Genomic DNA, 19391 nt, shown 5'->3' with positions numbered 1-19391 from the left:
CTCCCTGCGCGCCCGCCCTGTCAGCAGGCGCTGACAAACTCGGCAGATACGTTATATCATTGCATCCCCGCCTCAATGCGACACTCTCCCGGCCCGGCCGGAAGCCCCTCGCACCAACTCTTAGCTTATGCAGCAGGGATACCGATGAAAGAACTCAGCTTGAAGTGGCTCGCAGCGCGCCGCGCGCTCGGCCTGTCGAAGTGTCTGGTGGCTGGCGCCGCCGTGCTGGCGATCGGCCAGGCCGCTTTCGCGCAGGACGCGAAGATCCAGGTAGTGGCCGCCGAAAACTTCTATGGCGACGTGGTGCATCAGCTGGGCGGCGAGCACGTCGATGTCACCAGTATCCTGAGCAACCCGGACGAAGACCCACACCTGTTCGAAGCCAGCCCGAAGACCGCGCGCGCGCTGCAGCATGCGAGCCTTGTGGTCTACAACGGCGCCGACTACGATCCGTGGATGGCGAAGCTGCTGAACGCGTCGAAGAACAATGCCAAGCGCACGATCATCGTCGCGGCCGACCTGATCGGCAAGAAAGGCGGCGACAATCCGCACCTCTGGTACAACCCGGCTACGATGCCCGCGGTAGCGCGCGCCGTGACCGCCGCACTCGAAACGGCTGACCCGGCGAACAAGTCGGCGTACGATGCGAACCTCGCGAAGTTTCTCGATTCGTTGAAGCCGATCGATGCCAAGGTAGCCGAGCTGCATGGCCGCTATGCCGGCGTGCCGGTGACGGCCACGGAACCGGTGTTCGGCTATATGTCGGATGCAATCGGCCTGTCGATGCGCAATATGCGCTTCCAGTTGGCGACGATGAACGACACGGAAGCGAGCGCGTCGGATATCGCCGCGTTCGAACGCGATCTGCGCGAAAAGCGCGTGCGCGTCCTGATCTATAACAGCCAGGCAACCGAGGCCCTGACCAAACGCATGTTGAAACTCGCCCAGCAATCGCACGTGCCGACCATGAGCGTCACCGAGACGGAACCGGCCGGCAAGAACTACCAGGTGTGGATGCTCTCGCAACTGGACGCGCTCAGCGCGGCGCTGGCTGCGGGCGACACCGGTGCGGCTGCGGCGGCAACGGGTAAGTAAAGCAGCAACCAACGGAACCACGCAATGAATCTGACTGGCCGCACGCCGTCCCAAGCCGCGCCCGTTCTCGAACTCGAGAACGTGACGCTGGAACTGGGCGGCCGTGTCATCCTGCGCGACACCAGTCTGCAGGTGAATCAAGGGGAATTTATCGGCGTGCTCGGGCCGAACGGCGCGGGCAAAACCACGCTGATGCGCGCCGTGCTCGGCCTCGTGCCGGCTGCGAGCGGCACCATCCGCGTGCTCCGGCAGCCGGTGGTGCGCGGCAATGCGTCGATTGGCTACATGCCGCAGACACGCGCCGCGCTCGCCGGCCGCCGGGTGCGCGGCCGCGATTTTGTCGCGATGGCCGCCGACGGCCACCGCTGGGGCCTGCCGCACGCCGATGCGAAGACCCGCGCCGACGTGGAACGCGTGCTCGATCTGGTGGGCGGCCGTGCCCTGGCGGCGCGGCCCTTGTCGGAGCTGTCAGGGGGCGAGCGCCAGCGTCTGCTGCTCGCGCAGTGCCTGCTCGGCAATCCCAAGCTGCTGCTGCTCGACGAACCGCTGATCAGCCTCGACCCGCATCATCAAAAGAGTGTGGTCGAACTGGTGCGCAACGTGCAGCAGGAACTCGGCATCGCGGTACTGTTTTCCGCGCATGAACTCAATCCGCTGCTGCATGCGCTCGATCGCGTGCTGTACCTCGGCAGCGGCGTCGCGGCGCTCGGCACCGTCGACGAAGTCATCACGAAGCCGGTGCTGTCGCGACTCTACGGTTCACCCATCGACGTGATGCGCGTGAACGGCCGCATCTTCGTGATGTCAGGCGACGTCGAAGTCGAAAAGCACGATCACGAACACGAAGACGACGCCCACGATCACGATCATGGTGGTGCACACGGCCATGGGCACGCGCACGGCCACGGTCATACCCACAGCCATCACCACGCCTCACGCGACGGACACACGAACGATGTTTGAATACGATTTCATGGTCAACGCGTTCGCGGCGTCGGGGATCGTCGCGGTGCTGGCGGGGATTGTCGGCTACTTTCTGGTGATGCGCGGACAGACCTTTGCCGGCCACGCGCTCTCGCACGTCGGCTTTACGGGCGCAACCGGCGCCGTGCTGATCGGCATCTCGCCGATCTGGGGGATGATCGGCTTCACGCTCGCGGCCGGTGTCGGCATGGGTGCGCTCGGTGAAAAGCTCGCCGGGCGCGATGTGGCGATTGGCGTGATCCTCTCGCTCGCGCTCGGCTTTGGCCTGCTGTTTCTGCACTTCTTTACCGCTTATGCGACTCAGGTCACGGCGCTGCTGTTCGGTAACGTGCTCGGCGTAAACGCGTCCACATTGGGCGTGCTGGCAGGCCTCGGCGTGCTGAGCTTGCTGGCGCTCGCGGCAATCATGCGGCCGTTGCTGTTCGCATCGCTGCAGCCGGAGCTGGCCGAGGCCAAGGGCGTGTCGCTGCGGCTCGTGTCGGTGCTGTTCCTCGCGATTGCCGCACTGGCAGTGGCGGCGTGCACGCAGATCGTCGGCGTGTTGCTGGTGTTCACGCTGATGGTGGGCCCGGCGGCCGCCGCGCAAAACCTGACCACGAGACTCTCCACCGGGCTCGTGCTCGCGGCGTTGCTGGCGCTGGTGCAGGCGTGGCTCGGGCTCACGCTCGCGTTCTATACGGATTGGCCGACGAGCTTCTGGATCACCGCGCTGGCAGCGCTGGTGTATGGGGGGAGTTTGTTGGGGCGGCGCTAGGGGGTGAGGGGCAGCGGAGCGTCTCGCTCGCTGCGCCACTCACCGTGCGCCGCAAAAGCGGCACGCGTCGATCTGCACGCGTGCCGCGTCCGACGTCAGCGCATCAAGCCAGCAAGACTTTGGCGTGATGCGCGATGTGATCCTCGATGAACGTCGAGATGAAGAAGTACCCGTGGTCGTAGCCCTCATGACGGCGCAAGGTCAACGGCTGCCCTGCCGCATGACAAGCCGCTTCGAACACCTCCGGGTACAACTGCTCGGCAAGAAACTGATCCGACAAACCCTGATCGATCAGAATCCCCTCGGCGAACTTGTGTGACGCGCTCGCCACCAGTTCGCTCGAGTCATACGCCTGCCACGCCGCGCGGTCCTGGCCCAGATATCCGCTAAACGCCTTTTCTCCCCACGGACACCGTGAGGGCGCGGCGAGCGGCGCAAACGCCGACACCGAGCGGTAAATCTGCGGATTGCGCAGCGCCAGCATCAACGCGCCGTGACCGCCCATCGAATGGCCGAAGATGCCCAGACGCTCGCCATCCACCGGCAGATTCGCCAGCACCGTCTCGCGCAGCTCGTCGCGCACGTACGAGTACATCCGGAAGTGCTTCGACCACGGCTCCTCGGTCGCATCCACATAGAACCCCGCGCCCACACCGAAGTCCCACGCCGCGTTTTCGCCGGGGATGCCCGTACCGCGCGGACTCGTGTCCGGCGCGATCAGCGCGAGACCATGCCGCGCGGCAAAGCGCTGCGCGCCCGCCTTGATCGGGAAGGTTTCCTCGGTACAGGTGAGTCCGGCCAGATAGAACAGCGCCGGCACCTTATGCGTGCCTTGCTCCGGCTGCAGGGCTTGCGGCGGCAAATACACCGAAAAACGCATCGGCAAGCCGGTCACCTTCGACTCGTGCTTGTAGATGCGTTGCACGCCGCCATGGCAGGCGTGCGCGGCTAGAAGTTCGAGCATCGCGCGCTCCCTTGATTGCAACGTGAAGCCGGCATCAGTACAGCACGACCGAGCGGATCGACTCGCCCTTCTTCATCAGGTCGAAGCCTTCGTTGATGCGTTCGAGCGGCAGACGGTGGGTGATCAGATCGTCGATGTTGATCTTGCCTTCCATGTACCAGTCGACAATCTTCGGCACATCGGTACGGCCGCGTGCGCCGCCGAATGCCGAGCCCTTCCACTCACGGCCCGTCACCAACTGGAACGGACGCGTGCTGATTTCTTCGCCTGCCGCCGCCACGCCGATGATGAACGACTGGCCCCAGCCCTTGTGCGTGCACTCCAGAGCCTGACGCATCACCTTGGTATTGCCGATGCATTCGAACGAGTAGTCCGCGCCGCCATCGGTGAGCTGCACGATATGGTCGACGACGTTCTCTACTTCATTGGGGTTGATGAAGTGCGTCATGCCGAACTTCTTTGCCAGCTCGATGCGGCCCGGGTTGATATCGACGCCGATGATCTTGTCCGCACCCACCATCCTGGCGCCCTGGATCACGTTCAGACCGATGCCGCCCAGACCGAATACGACGACGTTCGCGCCCGCCTCGACCTTGGCCGAATACACCACGGCGCCCACGCCCGTCGTCACACCGCAGCCGATGTAGCAGATCTTGTCGAACGGCGCGTCTTCACGCACCTTCGCCACCGCAATCTCCGGTACGACGATGTAGTTCGAGAAGGTGGACGTGCCCATGTAGTGGAACAGCGGCTTGCCGTCGAGCGAGAAGCGCGAGGTCGCATCGGGCATCAGACCCTTGCCCTGCGTCGAGCGAATCGCCTGGCACAGATTGGTCTTGCGCGAGAGGCAGAACTTGCACTGACGGCATTCAGGCGTGTAGAGCGGAATCACGTGATCGCCCTTCTTCAGGGTGCCGACGCCCGGACCCACGTCGACGATCACACCGGCGCCTTCATGGCCGAGAATCGCCGGGAAGAGGCCTTCCGGGTCTGCGCCCGACAAGGTGTAGTAGTCGGTATGGCAGATACCCGTGGCCTTCACTTCGATCAGCACTTCGCCGGCGCGTGGGCCTTCCAGATCGACCTCCTCGATCGTCAGCGGTGCGCCCGCTTTCCACGCGATGGCGGCTTTCGTCTTCATGGTGAATGCTCCTGTAGTTCGGTGAATCAATCTGGTGATGCGGGGCACGCGACCACGCGCCTGCCTTAGACAGCCTTACGCCGCAACCGGCGCCTATGATCGCCGAAATCGGCTCCGCTTGTATGCGAACACTCGTCACTGCATTGCCGTTGGGCGACATCGCAATCGCGGGTTAACCCCGCCGTCCTGGAAGCGGCGTCAAAACGGCACTATGCGTGATATCGAATACACCTCATCGATTCTCACACATATCGGTTTCGCGGCGCCCACCGGCGATGCCGCAGCGTCGCACCGCAGCATGGGGCTCACAGCCGGTTTGCGCGGCCCGCGCATTTCGATCGGCTTTCAAAGCGCTCTCGCGCATATGATCGTCGCGAAGCCCGGAATAGGCCCCAGTGGTCTTGTTGCGCTATTTCTCTCCGCATACCTTGGAGTCATCCCAAAACGAGATGGTGGAGAGAGACAAAATGCAATCGAACACGGTTCACCCGTGCGACGAGCGACTGCCCGCAGGCCAGTTGCTCACGCTCGGCATTCAGCACGTCCTCGTCATGTACGCCGGCGCAGTCGCTGTGCCGCTCATCATCGGCAGCGCGCTCAAGCTGCCCAAAGATCAGATTGCATTTCTGATCAGCGCGGACCTGTTCTCGTGCGGCATCGCCACGCTGATCCAGACGCTCGGCCTGTGGATCTTCGGCATCCGCCTGCCCGTCATCATGGGCTGTACGTTTGCTGCCGTCGGTCCGATGGTGGCGATCGGCACCAACCCGAGTCTCGGCATTCTCGACATCTTCGGCTCCACGATCGCGGCGGGGGTGATCGGCATCCTGCTTGCGCCAGCGGTCGGCAAGCTGCTGCGGTTTTTCCCACCGGTCGTGATCGGCGTGGTGATCTCCGTGATCGGGCTCTCGCTGATGGAAGTCGGCATCAACTGGGCGGCCGGCGGTGTCGGCAATCCCGACTACGGCAATCCGGTCTATCTGGGACTGTCGCTCGTCGTGCTCACGCTGATCCTGCTGATCAACAAGTTCGGCAAGGGCTTCATGGCGAACATCTCGGTGTTGCTCGGCATCGTCGCCGGCTTCGCGATCGCCTTGCTGCTCGGCCGCGTCAACATGGCTGGTGTGACTGCCGCGCCGTGGGTCGGCATCGTGATGCCGTTCCACTTCGGCCTGCCGCATTTCGATCCGCTCGCCATCGCCACGATGGTCACCGTGATGTTCGTCACCTTCATCGAATCGACCGGCATGTTCCTCGCGGTCGGCGACATGGTGGATCGTCCGGTGGATCAGAAGACGCTCGTGCGCGGCCTGCGCGTCGACGGTCTGGGCACGCTGATCGGCGGCATCTTCAACTCGTTCCCGCATACGTCGTTTTCGCAGAACGTCGGGCTGATCGGCGTCACGGGCGTGAAGAGCCGGTTCGTCTGCGCGACGGGTGGCGTGATTCTGGTGCTGCTCGGCCTGTTTCCGAAGATGGCCCAGGTGGTCGCATCGGTGCCGGCGTTCGTGCTCGGCGGTGCCGGTATCGTGATGTTCGGCATGGTGGCCGCGAACGGCATCAAGGTGCTGTCGAAGGTCGACTTCGTGAAGAACCACCACAACCTGTTCATCGTCGCGGTCAGTATCGGCCTCGGTCTGGTGCCGGTGGTGTCGCCGCAGTTCTTCGCCAAGCTGCCGCCGGCGCTCTCGCCGCTCTTGCATAGCGGGATTTTGCTGGCTTCGGTGTCCGCCGTGGTGCTGAATCTGGTCTTTAACGGCGTCAAGGGCGAGCGCGCAGCGAAGTGCGAAATCCGCCGCGCTGGGCATGACTTCGACGGGCGGGGTGGCAATGAGGACCCGGCACCGCGCGATGAGATGCTGCGTGCTGCGGATTTGCATTGAGCAGGGCCGTCGCTGGTAAGGGCGTAGCAAGCTCCTGTTTCACCTGAACTCAGTCGACGCCCGCTACACCGTAAGTCACAGCAAAGCAATACCTCAAAGAGAAACGCCACGGCATGCCGCTACCCGTGCCACAAAGGTCTTGGTTTGAAGCTAATTACCGCTGAGACCCGCGTCCCAAAGGGGATTGCGGGTCTTTTTCTTGCCGGAGGCAGTTGCTTCCTCAAAATGAAGCAATTACGCGAAAATTGATGCCGTATAATGAATCAGACGATTCGATTCTGCGTCACTATGACGACGCTAAACATATCCGCTTGCTTCCTCATAGTGAATCATAAATTTGATGTACGCTTCCCTATAGGCTATCATTTGTTGTGTTTTTGATAGCCTATAGGGAAGCAGAATGGATTCCAGAATGAGGCAGCTCCGGCTTGAGCAGGTCCAGGCGTCGGTCGCGGCGTACTCGGATTTGACCAGCCGTCGGCCCCCGCCACGTGGATGGCTAAAGGCCATCCGAGAGTCGTTAGGCCTCACCGAGCGACAGCAAGCAGACAAATTAGGCATTACCGGTTCGACCCTGCACAAGTCGGAGTTGGCGGAAGCTGAGGAGCGAATCACGCTCGGACAACTGCGCAAGTTGGCTGACGGGCTGAACTGCGAGCTGGTCTATGCTCTGGTGCCCAGAAAGCCGCTGACTCAAGTGGTCGAAGACCGGGCGCGCTCAATCGCCCTACAGGAAGTGAGTGGCGTTGCGCACACCATGAGTCTGGAAGACCAACGTCCGGCAACTGACCGACTTCGCAAACAGGTTGAGCAGAGAACGGCGGAACTACTCCGGGGCCGCTGGTCCGACCTATGGCGATAGATTTAGACGAGCAGGACGGCCAGACACCGCTCGACCCTGACGAGCTTGCAGGGCTGATACCGACGCATCTGACCACCAAGGGCAACCTGAATGACTGGGAGCAGGAGAACATCCTGCAAGCCGTGCAGTGGGCTCGCCGTCAGCGCAAGGTCGACGTCCTCAGTGAAGAGTTCTGTCGCAACCTGCACAAGAAAATGTTCGACCAGACCTGGTCGTGGGCAGGCACGTTTCGCAAATCCGACAAGAACATCGGATGTGACTGGACGCAGGTCAGCGTCAAACTGAGAAATCTTTTCGATAACACGCGGTGGCGGGTCGACAGCGACACATTCCGGCCCGATGAGATTGCCGCACAATTTCACCGCGAGCTGGTGTGGATTCATCCCTTTCCAAACGGCAATGGTCGACACTCACGAATGATGGCTGATGCACTCTTGCGCGGCATGAAACAAGAGCCATTTTCGTGGGGCGGCGGCGGGACATTGGTTAAAGCGGATAACGCCCGGTCGGATTACTTAACCGCCTTGCGTGCGGCGGATCGGGGTGACTACAGTTTGCTCCTGGTCTTCGTGCGAAGTACTGCTTAGCCGTCGCACGGACAAGAAGGACGTCAAGCCATTTGTGCCAGGCCGAAGAGTTTTGCGCTGTTGCGAGCGCAGCAGCGCTCGACACCGCTTGGGCCTTGGCTCGTATAGGCTTTCGACGCCCGTAAAAAAGCGAGCCTCCGAAGAGGCTCGCAGTGATCACCAGGCCTGCCCGTTTACCAACACCTCTGCGGTACGGTTAGCGGCATGCCGTGGCGTTTTCTATTGCTACATGAACATCAGATGAACGCCGGCGGATTAAGCAGAAAACCCGCCGCCGCTCTCGCTCCGATCAGTTTGCTGCAGGTGCTGAAGCTGCCGACGCACTGGCCGCGCTGTAGTCCACCGGCGCATCGGCCGGACGCGGCTGCTCGCCGTTCCGTTCGATCCAGCCGCCGCCGAGCGCCTGGTACAGATCGACCAGGTTCGTGAGCCGCGCCACCCGTGCCGAAATCAACGCCTGCTGCGCCGAATACAGACTGGTCTGCGCCGTCAGCACCGACAGGTAGCTGTCCACACCGTTGCGGTAACGCAGGTCCGACAGATCGAGCCGGCGTTGTTCCGCGAAGGTATCGCGCTCGAGTGCCGCGATCTGTTCGTCGTACGTGCCGCGTGCCGCGAGTCCGTCTGCCACTTCGCGGAACGCCGTCTGGATCGCCTTTTCATACGTAGCGATCTGGATGTTCTTCTGCACGTGTGCGAGATCGAGGTTGGCCTTGTTCTCGCCACCGGTGAAGATCGGCAAGGTGATCGTCGGCGAGAAACCCCATGCCGCCGAACCCGGCTTGAACAATCCGCCCAGCGTCGGGCTCAGCGTGCCGAAGTTGCCGGTCAGCGAGATCTTCGGGAAGAACGCAGCACGCGCCGCCCCGATGTTCGCGTTGGCCGCGAGCAGGTTCTCCTCGGCTTCCATGATGTCCGGACGCCGCGTCAGCAAATCGGAGGGCAGACCGGCCGGAATATCCGTGAGGAGGTTCTGGTCGCTGAGCGGCAGCCCCGGCGGCAGGTCGTCAGGCAAGGGCTCGCCCACCAGCAGCACCAGCGCGTTAACCGCCTGGGCACGCAAGCGCGCCTCCGCCTGGTAATTCGCGTTGGCCTGTTCGACCACCGTCTGCGCCTGGCGCAGGTCGAGTTCCGAACCCGTGCCATTCTCGTATTGCAGCTTGTTGATCCGATACGATTCCTCGGCCGTTTTCAACGTGCCCTCGGTGACCTTCAACAGATCGTCGTACGACAGCACGGTCAGATACTGATCCGCCACCTGTGACACCAGCGAGATCTCCGCCGCCTTACGGGCCTGCGCCGTGGCCAGATACTGGTTCAAGGCCTGGTCCTTCAGACTACGAATCCGGCCGAAGAAGTCCAGCTCCCACGAAGCGTTGAGCCCAACCGAATACTGGGTAGACAGCTCTTGCCCAGGCAGGGACAGGTCGGCCGGCGTACGCGTCTTGCTTTCCGAACCCGCCGCATTGATCGTCGGGAACAGGCTCGAGCGCGCCACCCGATACTGCGCCTGCGCCTGCTGGATATTCAGCACCGACACACGCAGGTCGCGGTTGTTCTTCAGCGCAATCTCGATCAACCGCTGCAGGCGCGGATCGACGAAGAAATTGCGCCAGCCGATGTCGGCCGCGGCCTGGGCGTTCGCGCTACGCGCGCCGCCGTTGGCCGCGCCCGGCTGCGTCGCGTAGACACCTTCCGTCGGGAAGGCGCCCGATACCGGCGCGGCCGGCCGCTCGTACCTCGGCTCCATCGTGCAAGCCGTAGCGAGCACTGCGACCGCCACTGCAATCAAAGAGTGTTTTTGCATCTCAATGTCCTTCCTTGCCCGAGCCGTTGCCGCCCTGCGGGTCATGAGGATGGTGCTGGTTATAGTGTTCGAGCGCCGCATCCGGATCTTCCTTCTCGCCGCCGAACTTCGCACGAACCACGACGAAGAACATCGGGATCATGAAAATCGCGAGGAAGGTTGCGGTGATCATCCCGCCGATCACGCCGGTACCGATCGCGTGCTGGCTCGCCGAGCCTGCGCCGTTACTGATAGCCAGCGGCATCACGCCGAGAATGAACGCGAGCGAGGTCATCAGAATCGGCCGCAACCGCAGACGTGCCGCTTCCAGCGCCGCCTCGACCGGTCCCATGCCTTCACCCTGCTGCAGTTCGCGGGCGAATTCCACGATCAGAATCGCGTTCTTCGCCGACAGCCCCACCGTGGTCAACAGACCCACCTGGAAGAACACGTCGTTCTCGAGACCGCGCAGCGTAGCGGCCAGCAGTGCGCCCAACACGCCGAGCGGCACCACCATGATCACCGAGAACGGGATCGACCAGCTTTCATACAGTGCCGCGAGACACAGGAACACGACGAGGATCGAGATGCCGTACAGGATAGGCGCTTGCGAGCCGGACTGGATTTCCTGGAACGACAGACCCGTCCATTCGTAGCCGATACCTGCCGGCAGCTTGGCTGCAATCGCTTCGACCGCCTGCATGGCCTGGCCCGTACTCTTGCCCGGCGCTGCCGCACCCTGGATTTCGACTGCCGAAATACCGTTGTAGCGTTCCAGCTTCGGCGAGCCATAAGCCCACGAACCGCTGGCGAAGGCCGAGAACGGCACCATCGTGCCTGCTCCGTTGCGCACGTACCAGGCGTTCAGGTCCTCCGGGTTCATACGGAACGGTGCATCGCCCTGCAGGTACACCTTCTTGATCCGGCTGTCGGTATCGAGGAAGTTGTTCACGTAGGCCGATGCCCAGGCGATCGAGAACGTCTGATCGATCGTCGCAAGCGATACACCCAGCGCCGAAGCCTTCTCGTGGTCGATCGACACGTTGAACTGCGGCGTGTCGTTCAGGCCGTTCGGACGCACCTGCGCCAGCATCGGATCTTTCGCAGCCATGCCGAGCAGCATGTTGCGCGCTTCCATCAGCTTCTCGTGGCCGACCCCGGCACGGTCTTCGAGTTCGAAGTCGAAGCCGGCTGCGGTACCCAGTTCAGGAATCGACGGCGGATTGACCGGATAGACGAGCGCATTCTTGTAGCCCGCGAAGTGCATGAACAGCCGGCCCACCAGCGCCTGGACCTTCTGGTCCGAGTGCTGCCGCACCGAGTAGTCCTTCATCCGCACGAACACGAGACCCGCATTCTGGCCGCGGCCGGCGAAGCTGAAGCCGTTCACCGTGAAGACCGATTCGACGATGCCCTTCTCTTTGTCGAGCAGGTAGTCGGAAATGTCCTTCAGCGCATGCGCCGTGGTTTCCTGGGTCGAGCCCGACGGCGTCTGCACCAGCACGAACATCGTGCCCTGGTCTTCATCCGGCAGGAACGACTTCGGCAAGCGGATGAACAGCATGCCCACCGCCACGATCACCACCAGGTAGATGATGAGCCAGCGGCCCGAGCGCTTGATCACGTGGTGCACGCCGCTGTGGTACTTGTCGCGGCTCTTCTCGAAGGTCCGGTTGAACCAGCCGAAGAAGCCCTTCTTCACTTCGTGGTGGCCCTTCGGAATCGGCTTGAGAATCGTCGCGCACAGTGCCGGCGTCAAAACCAGTGCGACCATCACGGACAGCACCATCGCCGACACGATGGTCAGCGAGAACTGCCGGTAAATCGCGCCCACCGAGCCGCCCGAGAACGCCACCGGCACGAACACCGCTGACAGCACGAGCGCCACGCCAACCAGCGCGCCGGTGATCTGGTCCATCGCTTTGCGGGTCGCGTCGCGTGGCGATAGCCCTTCTTCGGCCATCACCCGCTCGACGTTCTCCACCACCACGATCGCATCGTCCACCAGCAGACCAATCGCGAGCACCAGGCCGAACATCGACAGCACGTTGATCGAGAAGCCCACGGCGCTCATGATCGCGAACGTACCCAACAGCACCACCGGCACCGCGATCGTCGGAATCAACGTCGCGCGCAGGTTCTGCAGGAACAGGTACATGACCAGGAACACCAGCACGATACCTTCGAGCAGCGTCTTGACCACTTCCTCGATCGACAGGCGCACGAACGGCGTCGTGTCATACGGATACTTCACGACGAGACCGTGCGGGAAGTACTTCGACAACTGGTCGATCTTCTGGCGCACCGCCTTGGCCGTAGCCAGTGCGTTCGCGCCGGTGGCGAGCTGAATCCCGAAGCCTGCCGTCGGCACACCGTTGTACTTGGTGTCGAAGTTGTAGTTTTCGCCGCCGAGCTCGATGCGCGCCACGTCCTTCAACAGCACGCGCGAGCCGTCCTGGTTCACCTTCAGCAGGATGTTGCCGAACTGCGCCGGCGTCTGCAGCAAGGTCGCTTCGCTGATGGTGGCCTGCAGCGCCTGACCCGGCACCGCCGGCGTACCGCCGAGCCCACCGCCCGCCACCTGCACGTTCTGGGCTTGCAGCGCGGTTTGCACATCAACCGGCGTGAGGCCGAAGTTGGTGAGCTTGTTCGCGTCGAGCCAGATCCGCATGGCGTACTGCGAGCCGAACAGCGTGACCGTACCCACACCGTCGATCCGGCTCACCGGGTCTTCGATGTTCGAGGCGACGTAGTTCGCCAGGTCGTACTTGTTCATGCTGCCGTCTTCGGAGTTGAAGGCCAGCACGAGCAAGAAGCTGCTGCTCGATTTGGTGACCTTCGTACCGAGCTGCTGCACGGCTTGCGGCAGGAGCGGCGTGGCGAGCTGCAGCTTGTTCTGCACCTGCACCTGCGCAATGTCAGGGTTGGTGCCGGCTGCGAACGTCAGCGTAATGGTGGCCGTACCCGAATCGTCCGAAGTGGACGAGATGTACAGCAAGTGGTCGAGACCACTCATCTGTTGCTCGATCACCTGCGTGACGGTGTTTTCCACCGTCTTCGCCGATGCACCCGGGTACGATGCGCTGATCTGCACCGCTGGCGGGGCGATGGTCGGGTATTGCGCGATCGGCAGCGTAAAGATCGACGCGATACCCGCGAGCATCAGGATGATGGCGATCACCCATGCAAAAATCGGGCGATCAATAAAGAACTTTGCCATGAAACAGGCTCCCTGTTATTGCGCGCCCGATGCAGCAGAGGCTTGTGCCGTCTGAGCACCGCTGGCGGCCGGTGCGCCTTGAGCGGCGGCATCGGAGGCGGGGGTAGCAGGCAGTTGGGCCTCGACAGCCTTGACCTCCATGCCCGGACGTACCTTGTCGGTGCCCTGCACGATCACGCGGTCACCCGGGTTCAGGCCGCTATCGACCACCCAGTTCGAACCGTACGTACTCGAGGTGACGAGCTGGCGCGTCGCGACCTTGTTGTCCGGACCGACCACGAGCGCGACCGGCGTGCCCTTCTGGTCATGCGTAATGCCGATCTGCGGCACGACGATGGCCTTGTCGTTCACGCCTTCTTCGATACGCGCACGCACGAACATGCCCGGCAGCAGCACGCCGTCCTTGTTCTGGAACAGCGCGCGCACAGTGACCGAACCCGTGCTTTGATCGACCGTGACGTCGCTGAACTGCAGCTTGCCCTTTTCCGAATAGGTGCGGCCGTCTTCGAGGATCAGCGAGACCTTGGCCGCATCCGGGCCGCTCGTCTTCAGACGGCCTTCCTGAACTTCGCGGCGCAGCTTGAGGCCGTCGAGGCTCGATTGCGTCAGGTCGACGTACATCGGATCCAGTTGCTGCACCGTCGACATCAGCGTGGCCGCGCTGGCCTGCACATAGGCGCCCGGCGTAACCTGCGAGATACCGACCTGGCCACTCACCGGCGAGACGACATCCGTATAGCCGAGGTTGATCTGCGCGGTATCCACGGCTGCCTTGCCCGCGGCGACATCCGCCACGGCCTGGCCTTCCGAGGCCACCGCGTTGTCGTAGTCCTGCTTGCTGACTGCGTTGGCGGCGACCAGCACCTTGTAGCGGTTAGCCTGCGCCGTGACCGACGCGAGGTTGGCCTGAGCCTTGGCGAGCGTCGCCTTGGCGCTATTCAACTGGGCGATGTAGGGCGCCGGATCGATCTTGTACAGACGCTGGCCGGCTTTCACCTGGCTGCCTTCCGTGAACTCGCGGCGCAGCACGATGCCGTCTACCCGTGCGCGCACTTGCGCCACGAGGAAAGCGTTAGTGCGGCCCGGCAGTTCGGTGACGACAGGCACGGAGGTCGGCTGGACAGTGACGATGCCGACTTCAGGGGTTTGTTGTGGCGGGGCCGATTGTTTTGGTCCGCACGCTGCCAGCAATACGGCAGCCGTCGCGGCACTGATTAAGCGAAATGGAACCCGTTCGACGCGCATGGAGCGACCTCTGTCAAGGCTGAGAGAATGAAAAAGTGCGCGCATCCCTACCCCGGGGACGACAGCGCACACATGCGTCTCGCGACGCGTGACCGGTAGCCCAGCACCCAGAAAAGCGAACGGGTTGGACATCCCGACGGCAATGCGCCAACCCGGGAAATGCCGCACGGCGCCGCTTTTTTAATACGGCGCAAAGCGTTTTGAAAGACAACAGTGACGGATATTAACCGGTCGTCACGGCTTGGGCTATCCGATCGATGGGGTGCTATTATATATACATTCGCGAATGCATGTATAAGTGCGTTTTACTATTCTTACGGGCCGAGTTCGGCAATAATTGTTCGCGAAACACGCAACAATCAGAGGGTTTGTGACGGTTTACGTTTAAAAGTACCCGGCTAACCCGTAATCAGGCAGGTCAGACGAATATGGTCAGAAGGACCAAGGAAGAGGCGCTGGAGACGCGCGCGAGCATCCTCGATGCCGCAGAAAAGGTCTTTTTTGAGAAAGGTGTGTCGCGCACATCGCTGGCCGATATCGCCCAGGCAGCAGGGGTCACACGCGGTGCGATCTACTGGCATTTCGCCAACAAGGGCGACCTCTTCACCGAGATGTTCGACCGCGTGCTGTTGCCGCTCGACGAACTGAAAGCGGCCTCGATCAACCCGGAAGAAGCCGACCCGCTCGGGCGGCTGATCGAAATCTGCACGCTGTGCCTGCGCGACACCGCACTCGATCCGCGCCGGCGCCGCGTGTTCGACATTCTCTTCCTCAAGTGTGAGTTCGTCGAAGAGATGGGGCCGGTGATGGTCCGCTACCAGAGCAACATGCGCGAAGCCCTCGGCAAGATCGAAACCGGCTTGCGCAACGCGATCTCCAAAGGCCAGATGCCCGCCGATCTCGACACGAAGCTGGCGGCCACCATGCTGCACGCCTTCGTCGGCGGTGCGCTGCGCGACATGCTATTCCTGCCCGACTCCATCGATTTCAGCGTGCACGCGGGCAAGATTGTGGAAGGCATCTTCGACGCGCTGCGGCTCAGTCCCGCCTTACGCATCGGCAATACCGGAACTCCCGGGGCTCCCGCGGACAGCGCCGGGAGCGGCGGCTCCCGGCAATCATCATGACTCAGACGCTAGCCAGCCGCGCGCGAGCCTTCTGATTGGACGCATAGATACTGCCGCGTTCCAGCGCCACGCCCTTTTGCACCGCCGCGATCCACGCCTCGGTGCTGGCCACCGCGGCAAAGCTCGAGTGCAGCACCACGCTGAACACGCGGTGAATCTCCTCGGCGCTGGCAGACCCCGCCGCATTCTCATACGGCAGCGAGCCGGTCGCATCTTCCAGGAACTCGACCGCGAACCCCGCGTGCACCGCGTGATTGATCGTCGATGCGTCGCAGTTGTGGGTCATATAGCCGGCCACCGTCAGCGTATCGATTTGCTGCGCGGCGAGCCACTCGGCCAGGTCGGTGCCGGCAAACGAGCTCGCCTGCGCCTTGCTGACGTAGTGATCGTGCTCGCGCGAGGCCACCACCGGATGCAATTCGGCGCCCGGCGTGCCGCGAGCGAAGATCGGCGAACCAGCCGGCGAAAGGTGCTGCACGACGACCACCGGCACGCCGCCTGCGCGGGCGGCGTCGATCGCGAGGCCGATGTTGGCGAGCGAGCTCTGCACCTCCGGGTATTCGATCGGCAGGTCGCCGGTGACGTATTCGTTCTGGACGTCGATAACCAGCAGGGCGCGGCGCGGCGTTGACATGGCAAGGCTCCTTCATTGGATGGGTGAGTTTGCCGTGCGTCGATGCTTCCAGCGGGATTCCGGCGTGAGGCTCTGCGGCGCAGCGGCAATGAAGGCATTGTTCGCTTTTGCCCAGCGCGGCGACAGTGACCCGGATGACAAGCTTCGCTAGAATCGGGCCATCGTGAATTTTCCACGGGAGACCTGCGGTGAGCGTTCGAGATCGAAACACCCCGCACGTCGTCGCGGCCATCGCGTTCGACGGCATCAGCCCATTTCACCTCTCGGTGCCGTGCGTGGTGTTCGGCGAGAACCGCGACGCCGGTGGCGTGCCAGTGTTCGACTTCCGCGTCTGCGCCCTCGAAGCGGGCACGCTCTCGACCACGGCCGGCTTCTCGATTGCCGCGACGCACGGTCTGAAAGCGCTCGATGATGCGCACACCATCATCGTGCCGAGCTGGCGCGATCCGGACGAAGCCCCGCCTGCAGAACTCCTCGAAGCGCTGCGCCGGGCGCACGCGCGCGGCGCGCAACTGGTCGGCCTGTGCCTTGGCGCCTTCGTGCTGGCAGCCGCGGGAATCCTCGACGGCCGCACCGCGACCACGCATTGGGCGTGGGCCGGCGACTTCGCGCGCCGCTTTCCACGCGTGCGCCTCGATCCCGACGTGCTCTACATCGACGACGGCGACGTGCTCACCTCGGCCGGCACGGCAGCGGGATTGGACTGCTGCCTGCACGTGCTGCGCGGCCTGTGCGGCGCGCAGGCCGCCAACTATGTTGCGCGCCGGCTGGTCGTGTCGCCGCATCGTCAGGGCGGTCAGGCCCAATACATCGAGCAGCCGGTGCCGCCGAATCTGCGCGGCGACCGGCTCTCGGGGTTACTCGAATGGGTTGCCGGGAATCTTGACATGCCGCACACGCTCGACTCGCTGGCTGAGCGTGCGTTGATGAGCCGCCGCACATTCACGCGCCGCTTCAGGCTGGCAACGGGCGCCACGGTAGGCGCATGGCTGCTCGCGCAGCGCCTCGCCCGCGCGCAGCAATTGCTGGAAAGCAGCGATCAGTCCGTCGAAGCGATTGCGGCAAGCGCCGGCTTCGGCTCGACGGCATCGCTGCGGCAACATTTTCAGGAGGCGTTTCGCACCTCGCCGTCGGCGTGGCGACGGGAGTTTCGCGGCGTGTGACGCGGTGAGGGACCTGCTCTCAGCTAGCGGCTATCAGCTCTGGGTAAGCCAATGCGCCGCATACAGCACCAGCGCGACCACGAAAATCATCGCGGCCCACGCCCAATTCGGCATGGCATGCGGCGTCGGCTCCCGCTGCGACACGCTATGAGAGCGCGCCCCGAACAGCGGGCTGGTCGCGCGCCCCGTGAGCGCCGCGGCGTGATCGTGGGAACGCACCCGCCGTGCCATCCCGCCTAGATTGATAGGCCGCAGAAACACATGCTGCCGGCGGCTGTGCGCGCCGCGCGCCTGGTTCGGCCCCTGGCCGTGCTTGGCCTGCACGACGGCGCAGAACTCGGTGAAGAAATCGTCGGCCAGTTCGTGCAGCGCATTCTCCAGTTGGCGCGTCGGCAGTTCGGCGAGCGGCCCCGTCAAGGTCGCCCACACCGAATAATCGATCCGCGTGCTCGGCCCCGCGCCCGGGTTCCCCTCGTCCGGGCGCAGCGTCACGTCGATCTGGCCGCGCAGCGACCCTATGCCTTCGGCGCGCGCCTTGAAATTGAGCGCGCGATGCGTCGCGTCCCCCTGTTCTGCGTTCTTGCTGGCAACATGGGCGCGCACCTCGTAGCGGGCGCGCAACGGTCCGAGCGGCACCGTCAGCGTCAACGCGTACTCGCCGCGTGCGAGGCGGCTAAACGATTCGCAATTGTCGAGACTCGCGCGCAACAACGCGATGTCCTGCAGCGCGTCCCAGACATCGGACGGTGCAAGTGCAATCCGTAACGCGTCGTTTAGTTCCATGACTGCCTCCCCGATGAACGCACGAGCTCGCGAGATCAGGATGTCTGATCGATGCGATCCACACGCGATGCATAAAACGCCAGATACCCCTTGATCTGCTGGACCCCGTCGAGCGGGTTTTCATAGCACCAGACGGCGTTCTCGATCAGGCCGTCTTCGGTGCGCAAATGGAAATACGACGCCTCGCCCTTGAACGGGCAATGCGACGTATCGTTGGAGCGTTCGAGCCGCGCCATATTGACATCGCCGCGCGGAAAATAAAACACATCGGGAAGTCCGGTCTGCGTGAGCGTGAGCGCAGCCTGCGAGTCGGCCACCGTGACGCCCTGGTGAATCACCCTGACACGATGACGGTTGACGGCAATGCTGATGCGATGGCCGCCGCGCGCCGCACCGGACCCAGCGCCGCCATGGGAGGCTGCGCCTGCGGCGGGAGTTGCAGCGGGACTTTCGTCGGGCGTTGCAGGATCGCTCATCTCACGGCTCCGTGTGCGATAAAAGCAGCCGGTTCAGGCGGCAGCCCGGGTCACAACTCCAGCATAAAAAAAGCCACGGGAGACCCGTGGCTTCATTATCGGCCAATCTTCAGCCGAGCGCGCGACCTTCGCGCAGCCGGCAAATTCAGCTGATTACTGCGTATTCCAGTAGAACGCCGACTTTGCGCTGCCCGCGGCCGACACCGTCACCGCTTTTTGCTGCTCGTCGCTCTTGTAGCGCGCGTGCACCGTGTAGCGGCCCGGACGCAGTTTCACCAGCATGTACGGCCCGCGCGAGGTGGCCTGCAGCACGTCGGCGCCATGGGCGTCGACGATCTGCACGTGCACGTCGGCGAGGAAATCCGAGCCGGGGCCGGTAAAGCGCAACGCCAGCGGCCATTGATTTTGCGCGCTTTGCAGTGCGTGCGACTCGTCGCTGCCGACGCCGCCCGAGACAAAGGCCACGTCGCCCTGATGCTGGATTTGCGGCATGCCGCCGCCGTTGGTGTTGCCCGCGCTGCTGTCTTCGTTGGTGCTGCCGCCCGTCACGCCCGGCTGCTGCGCCCAGGCGCCGCCGGCGAGGCCTAGCGTCAACGCGGCGGCAAGCGCAGCCGCAACGAGCCGGCGCTGATTACCTTGGATTTTCATTGCATCGCTCCTTATTAGAGTCGTGGTGGTATGCCCGCC

At 63.2% G+C, this 19391-nt stretch carries 17 protein-coding genes; 8 read left to right on the top strand and 9 right to left on the bottom strand.

Annotated features, from left to right (window positions below):
* The first annotated feature begins 144 nt into the window (after positions 1-144).
* The 3 genes from BLQ92_RS14290 to BLQ92_RS14280 are packed head-to-tail and all read left to right on the top strand — an operon-like array spanning position 145 to position 2833.
* Complete coding sequence (locus BLQ92_RS14290; RefSeq protein ID WP_090685142.1) at positions 145-1095, top strand: metal ABC transporter solute-binding protein; 951 nt, start codon at positions 145-147, stop codon at positions 1093-1095.
* Between the two features lie 24 nt (positions 1096-1119).
* Complete coding sequence (locus BLQ92_RS14285) at positions 1120-2058, top strand: ABC transporter ATP-binding protein (protein ID WP_090685141.1); 939 nt, start codon at positions 1120-1122, stop codon at positions 2056-2058.
* Complete coding sequence (locus tag BLQ92_RS14280) at positions 2051-2833, top strand: metal ABC transporter permease (protein ID WP_090685140.1); 783 nt, start codon at positions 2051-2053, stop codon at positions 2831-2833. The genes BLQ92_RS14285 and BLQ92_RS14280 overlap by 8 nt, the downstream gene beginning before the upstream one ends.
* A gap of 103 nt (positions 2834-2936) precedes the next feature.
* On the opposite strand, the gene fghA is transcribed toward BLQ92_RS14280, so the two are convergent.
* Together fghA and BLQ92_RS14270 are read right to left on the bottom strand one after the other, a co-directional pair.
* Complete coding sequence (gene fghA / locus BLQ92_RS14275) at positions 2937-3797, bottom strand: S-formylglutathione hydrolase (protein ID WP_090685139.1); 861 nt, start codon at positions 3795-3797, stop codon at positions 2937-2939.
* A 34-nt stretch (positions 3798-3831) separates the two neighbouring features.
* On the bottom strand, positions 3832-4938 hold the full coding sequence (locus BLQ92_RS14270; RefSeq protein ID WP_090685138.1) for an S-(hydroxymethyl)glutathione dehydrogenase/class III alcohol dehydrogenase: 1107 nt from the start codon (positions 4936-4938) through the stop codon (positions 3832-3834).
* Between the two features lie 467 nt (positions 4939-5405).
* On the opposite strand from BLQ92_RS14270, the gene BLQ92_RS14265 reads away from it, so the two are divergent.
* The 3 genes from BLQ92_RS14265 (at position 5406) to BLQ92_RS14255 (ending at position 8270) form a co-directional block, all read left to right on the top strand.
* A complete protein-coding gene (locus tag BLQ92_RS14265) occupies positions 5406-6821 on the top strand; it encodes a nucleobase:cation symporter-2 family protein (protein ID WP_175772056.1) in 1416 nt (471 codons plus the stop codon).
* A 400-nt stretch (positions 6822-7221) separates the two neighbouring features.
* Positions 7222-7683 carry a mobile mystery protein A gene (locus BLQ92_RS14260; RefSeq protein WP_090685136.1) on the top strand — a complete coding sequence of 154 codons (462 nt, stop codon included), beginning with the start codon at positions 7222-7224 and terminating at the stop codon, positions 7681-7683.
* The gene (locus BLQ92_RS14255; protein ID WP_090685135.1) at positions 7674-8270 is read left to right on the top strand and encodes a mobile mystery protein B; all 597 of its coding nucleotides are present in this window, start codon (positions 7674-7676) and stop codon (positions 8268-8270) included. The genes BLQ92_RS14260 and BLQ92_RS14255 overlap by 10 nt, the downstream gene beginning before the upstream one ends.
* 289 nt (positions 8271-8559) lie before the next feature.
* Here the strand turns inward: BLQ92_RS14255 and BLQ92_RS14250 are convergent, their stop codons facing one another.
* Genes BLQ92_RS14250 through BLQ92_RS14240 form a run of 3 tightly spaced genes read right to left on the bottom strand, consistent with a single transcriptional unit; the run spans position 8560 to position 14521 of the window.
* The gene (locus BLQ92_RS14250; protein ID WP_090685134.1) at positions 8560-10077 is read right to left on the bottom strand and encodes an efflux transporter outer membrane subunit; all 1518 of its coding nucleotides are present in this window, start codon (positions 10075-10077) and stop codon (positions 8560-8562) included.
* 1 nt (position 10078) lies between these two features.
* Complete coding sequence (locus tag BLQ92_RS14245; protein WP_090685133.1) at positions 10079-13276, bottom strand: efflux RND transporter permease subunit; 3198 nt, start codon at positions 13274-13276, stop codon at positions 10079-10081.
* Between the two features lie 15 nt (positions 13277-13291).
* Positions 13292-14521: an efflux RND transporter periplasmic adaptor subunit gene (locus tag BLQ92_RS14240; protein ID WP_090685132.1), complete on the bottom strand. Its 1230-nt coding sequence runs from the start codon at positions 14519-14521 to the stop codon at positions 13292-13294.
* Positions 14522-14949: 428 nt separating this feature from the next.
* On the opposite strand from BLQ92_RS14240, the gene BLQ92_RS14235 reads away from it, so the two are divergent.
* A complete protein-coding gene (locus BLQ92_RS14235; protein WP_090685131.1) occupies positions 14950-15648 on the top strand; it encodes a TetR family transcriptional regulator in 699 nt (232 codons plus the stop codon).
* A 1-nt stretch (position 15649) separates the two neighbouring features.
* On the opposite strand, the gene BLQ92_RS14230 is transcribed toward BLQ92_RS14235, so the two are convergent.
* Complete coding sequence (locus tag BLQ92_RS14230; protein ID WP_090685130.1) at positions 15650-16282, bottom strand: cysteine hydrolase family protein; 633 nt, start codon at positions 16280-16282, stop codon at positions 15650-15652.
* 188 nt (positions 16283-16470) lie between these two features.
* Between BLQ92_RS14230 and BLQ92_RS14225 the strand changes: the two genes are divergently transcribed.
* Positions 16471-17445, top strand: a complete 975-nt coding sequence (locus BLQ92_RS14225; RefSeq protein ID WP_244896641.1) for a helix-turn-helix domain-containing protein — start codon at positions 16471-16473, stop codon at positions 17443-17445.
* A 33-nt stretch (positions 17446-17478) separates the two neighbouring features.
* Here the strand turns inward: BLQ92_RS14225 and BLQ92_RS14220 are convergent, their stop codons facing one another.
* The 3 genes from BLQ92_RS14220 to BLQ92_RS14210 all read right to left on the bottom strand — a co-directional run bounded on the left by BLQ92_RS14220 (position 17479) and on the right by BLQ92_RS14210 (position 19352).
* On the bottom strand, positions 17479-18228 hold the full coding sequence (locus BLQ92_RS14220) for an SRPBCC family protein (protein WP_090685128.1): 750 nt from the start codon (positions 18226-18228) through the stop codon (positions 17479-17481).
* Positions 18229-18263: 35 nt separating this feature from the next.
* Positions 18264-18704, bottom strand: coding sequence for a DUF427 domain-containing protein (locus BLQ92_RS14215; RefSeq protein WP_090685127.1), 441 nt, complete (start codon positions 18702-18704; stop codon positions 18264-18266).
* A gap of 153 nt (positions 18705-18857) precedes the next feature.
* Positions 18858-19352, bottom strand: coding sequence for a hypothetical protein (locus tag BLQ92_RS14210; RefSeq protein WP_090685126.1), 495 nt, complete (start codon positions 19350-19352; stop codon positions 18858-18860).
* Positions 19353-19391 lie beyond the last annotated feature (39 nt).

It is taken from the genome of Paraburkholderia phenazinium (assembly GCF_900100735.1).
GTDB classification, from domain to species: Bacteria; Pseudomonadota; Gammaproteobacteria; order Burkholderiales; family Burkholderiaceae; genus Paraburkholderia; species Paraburkholderia phenazinia.
Note: the sequence above shows the minus strand (reverse complement) of the source record. Positions and strands in the feature narration are given on the sequence as shown.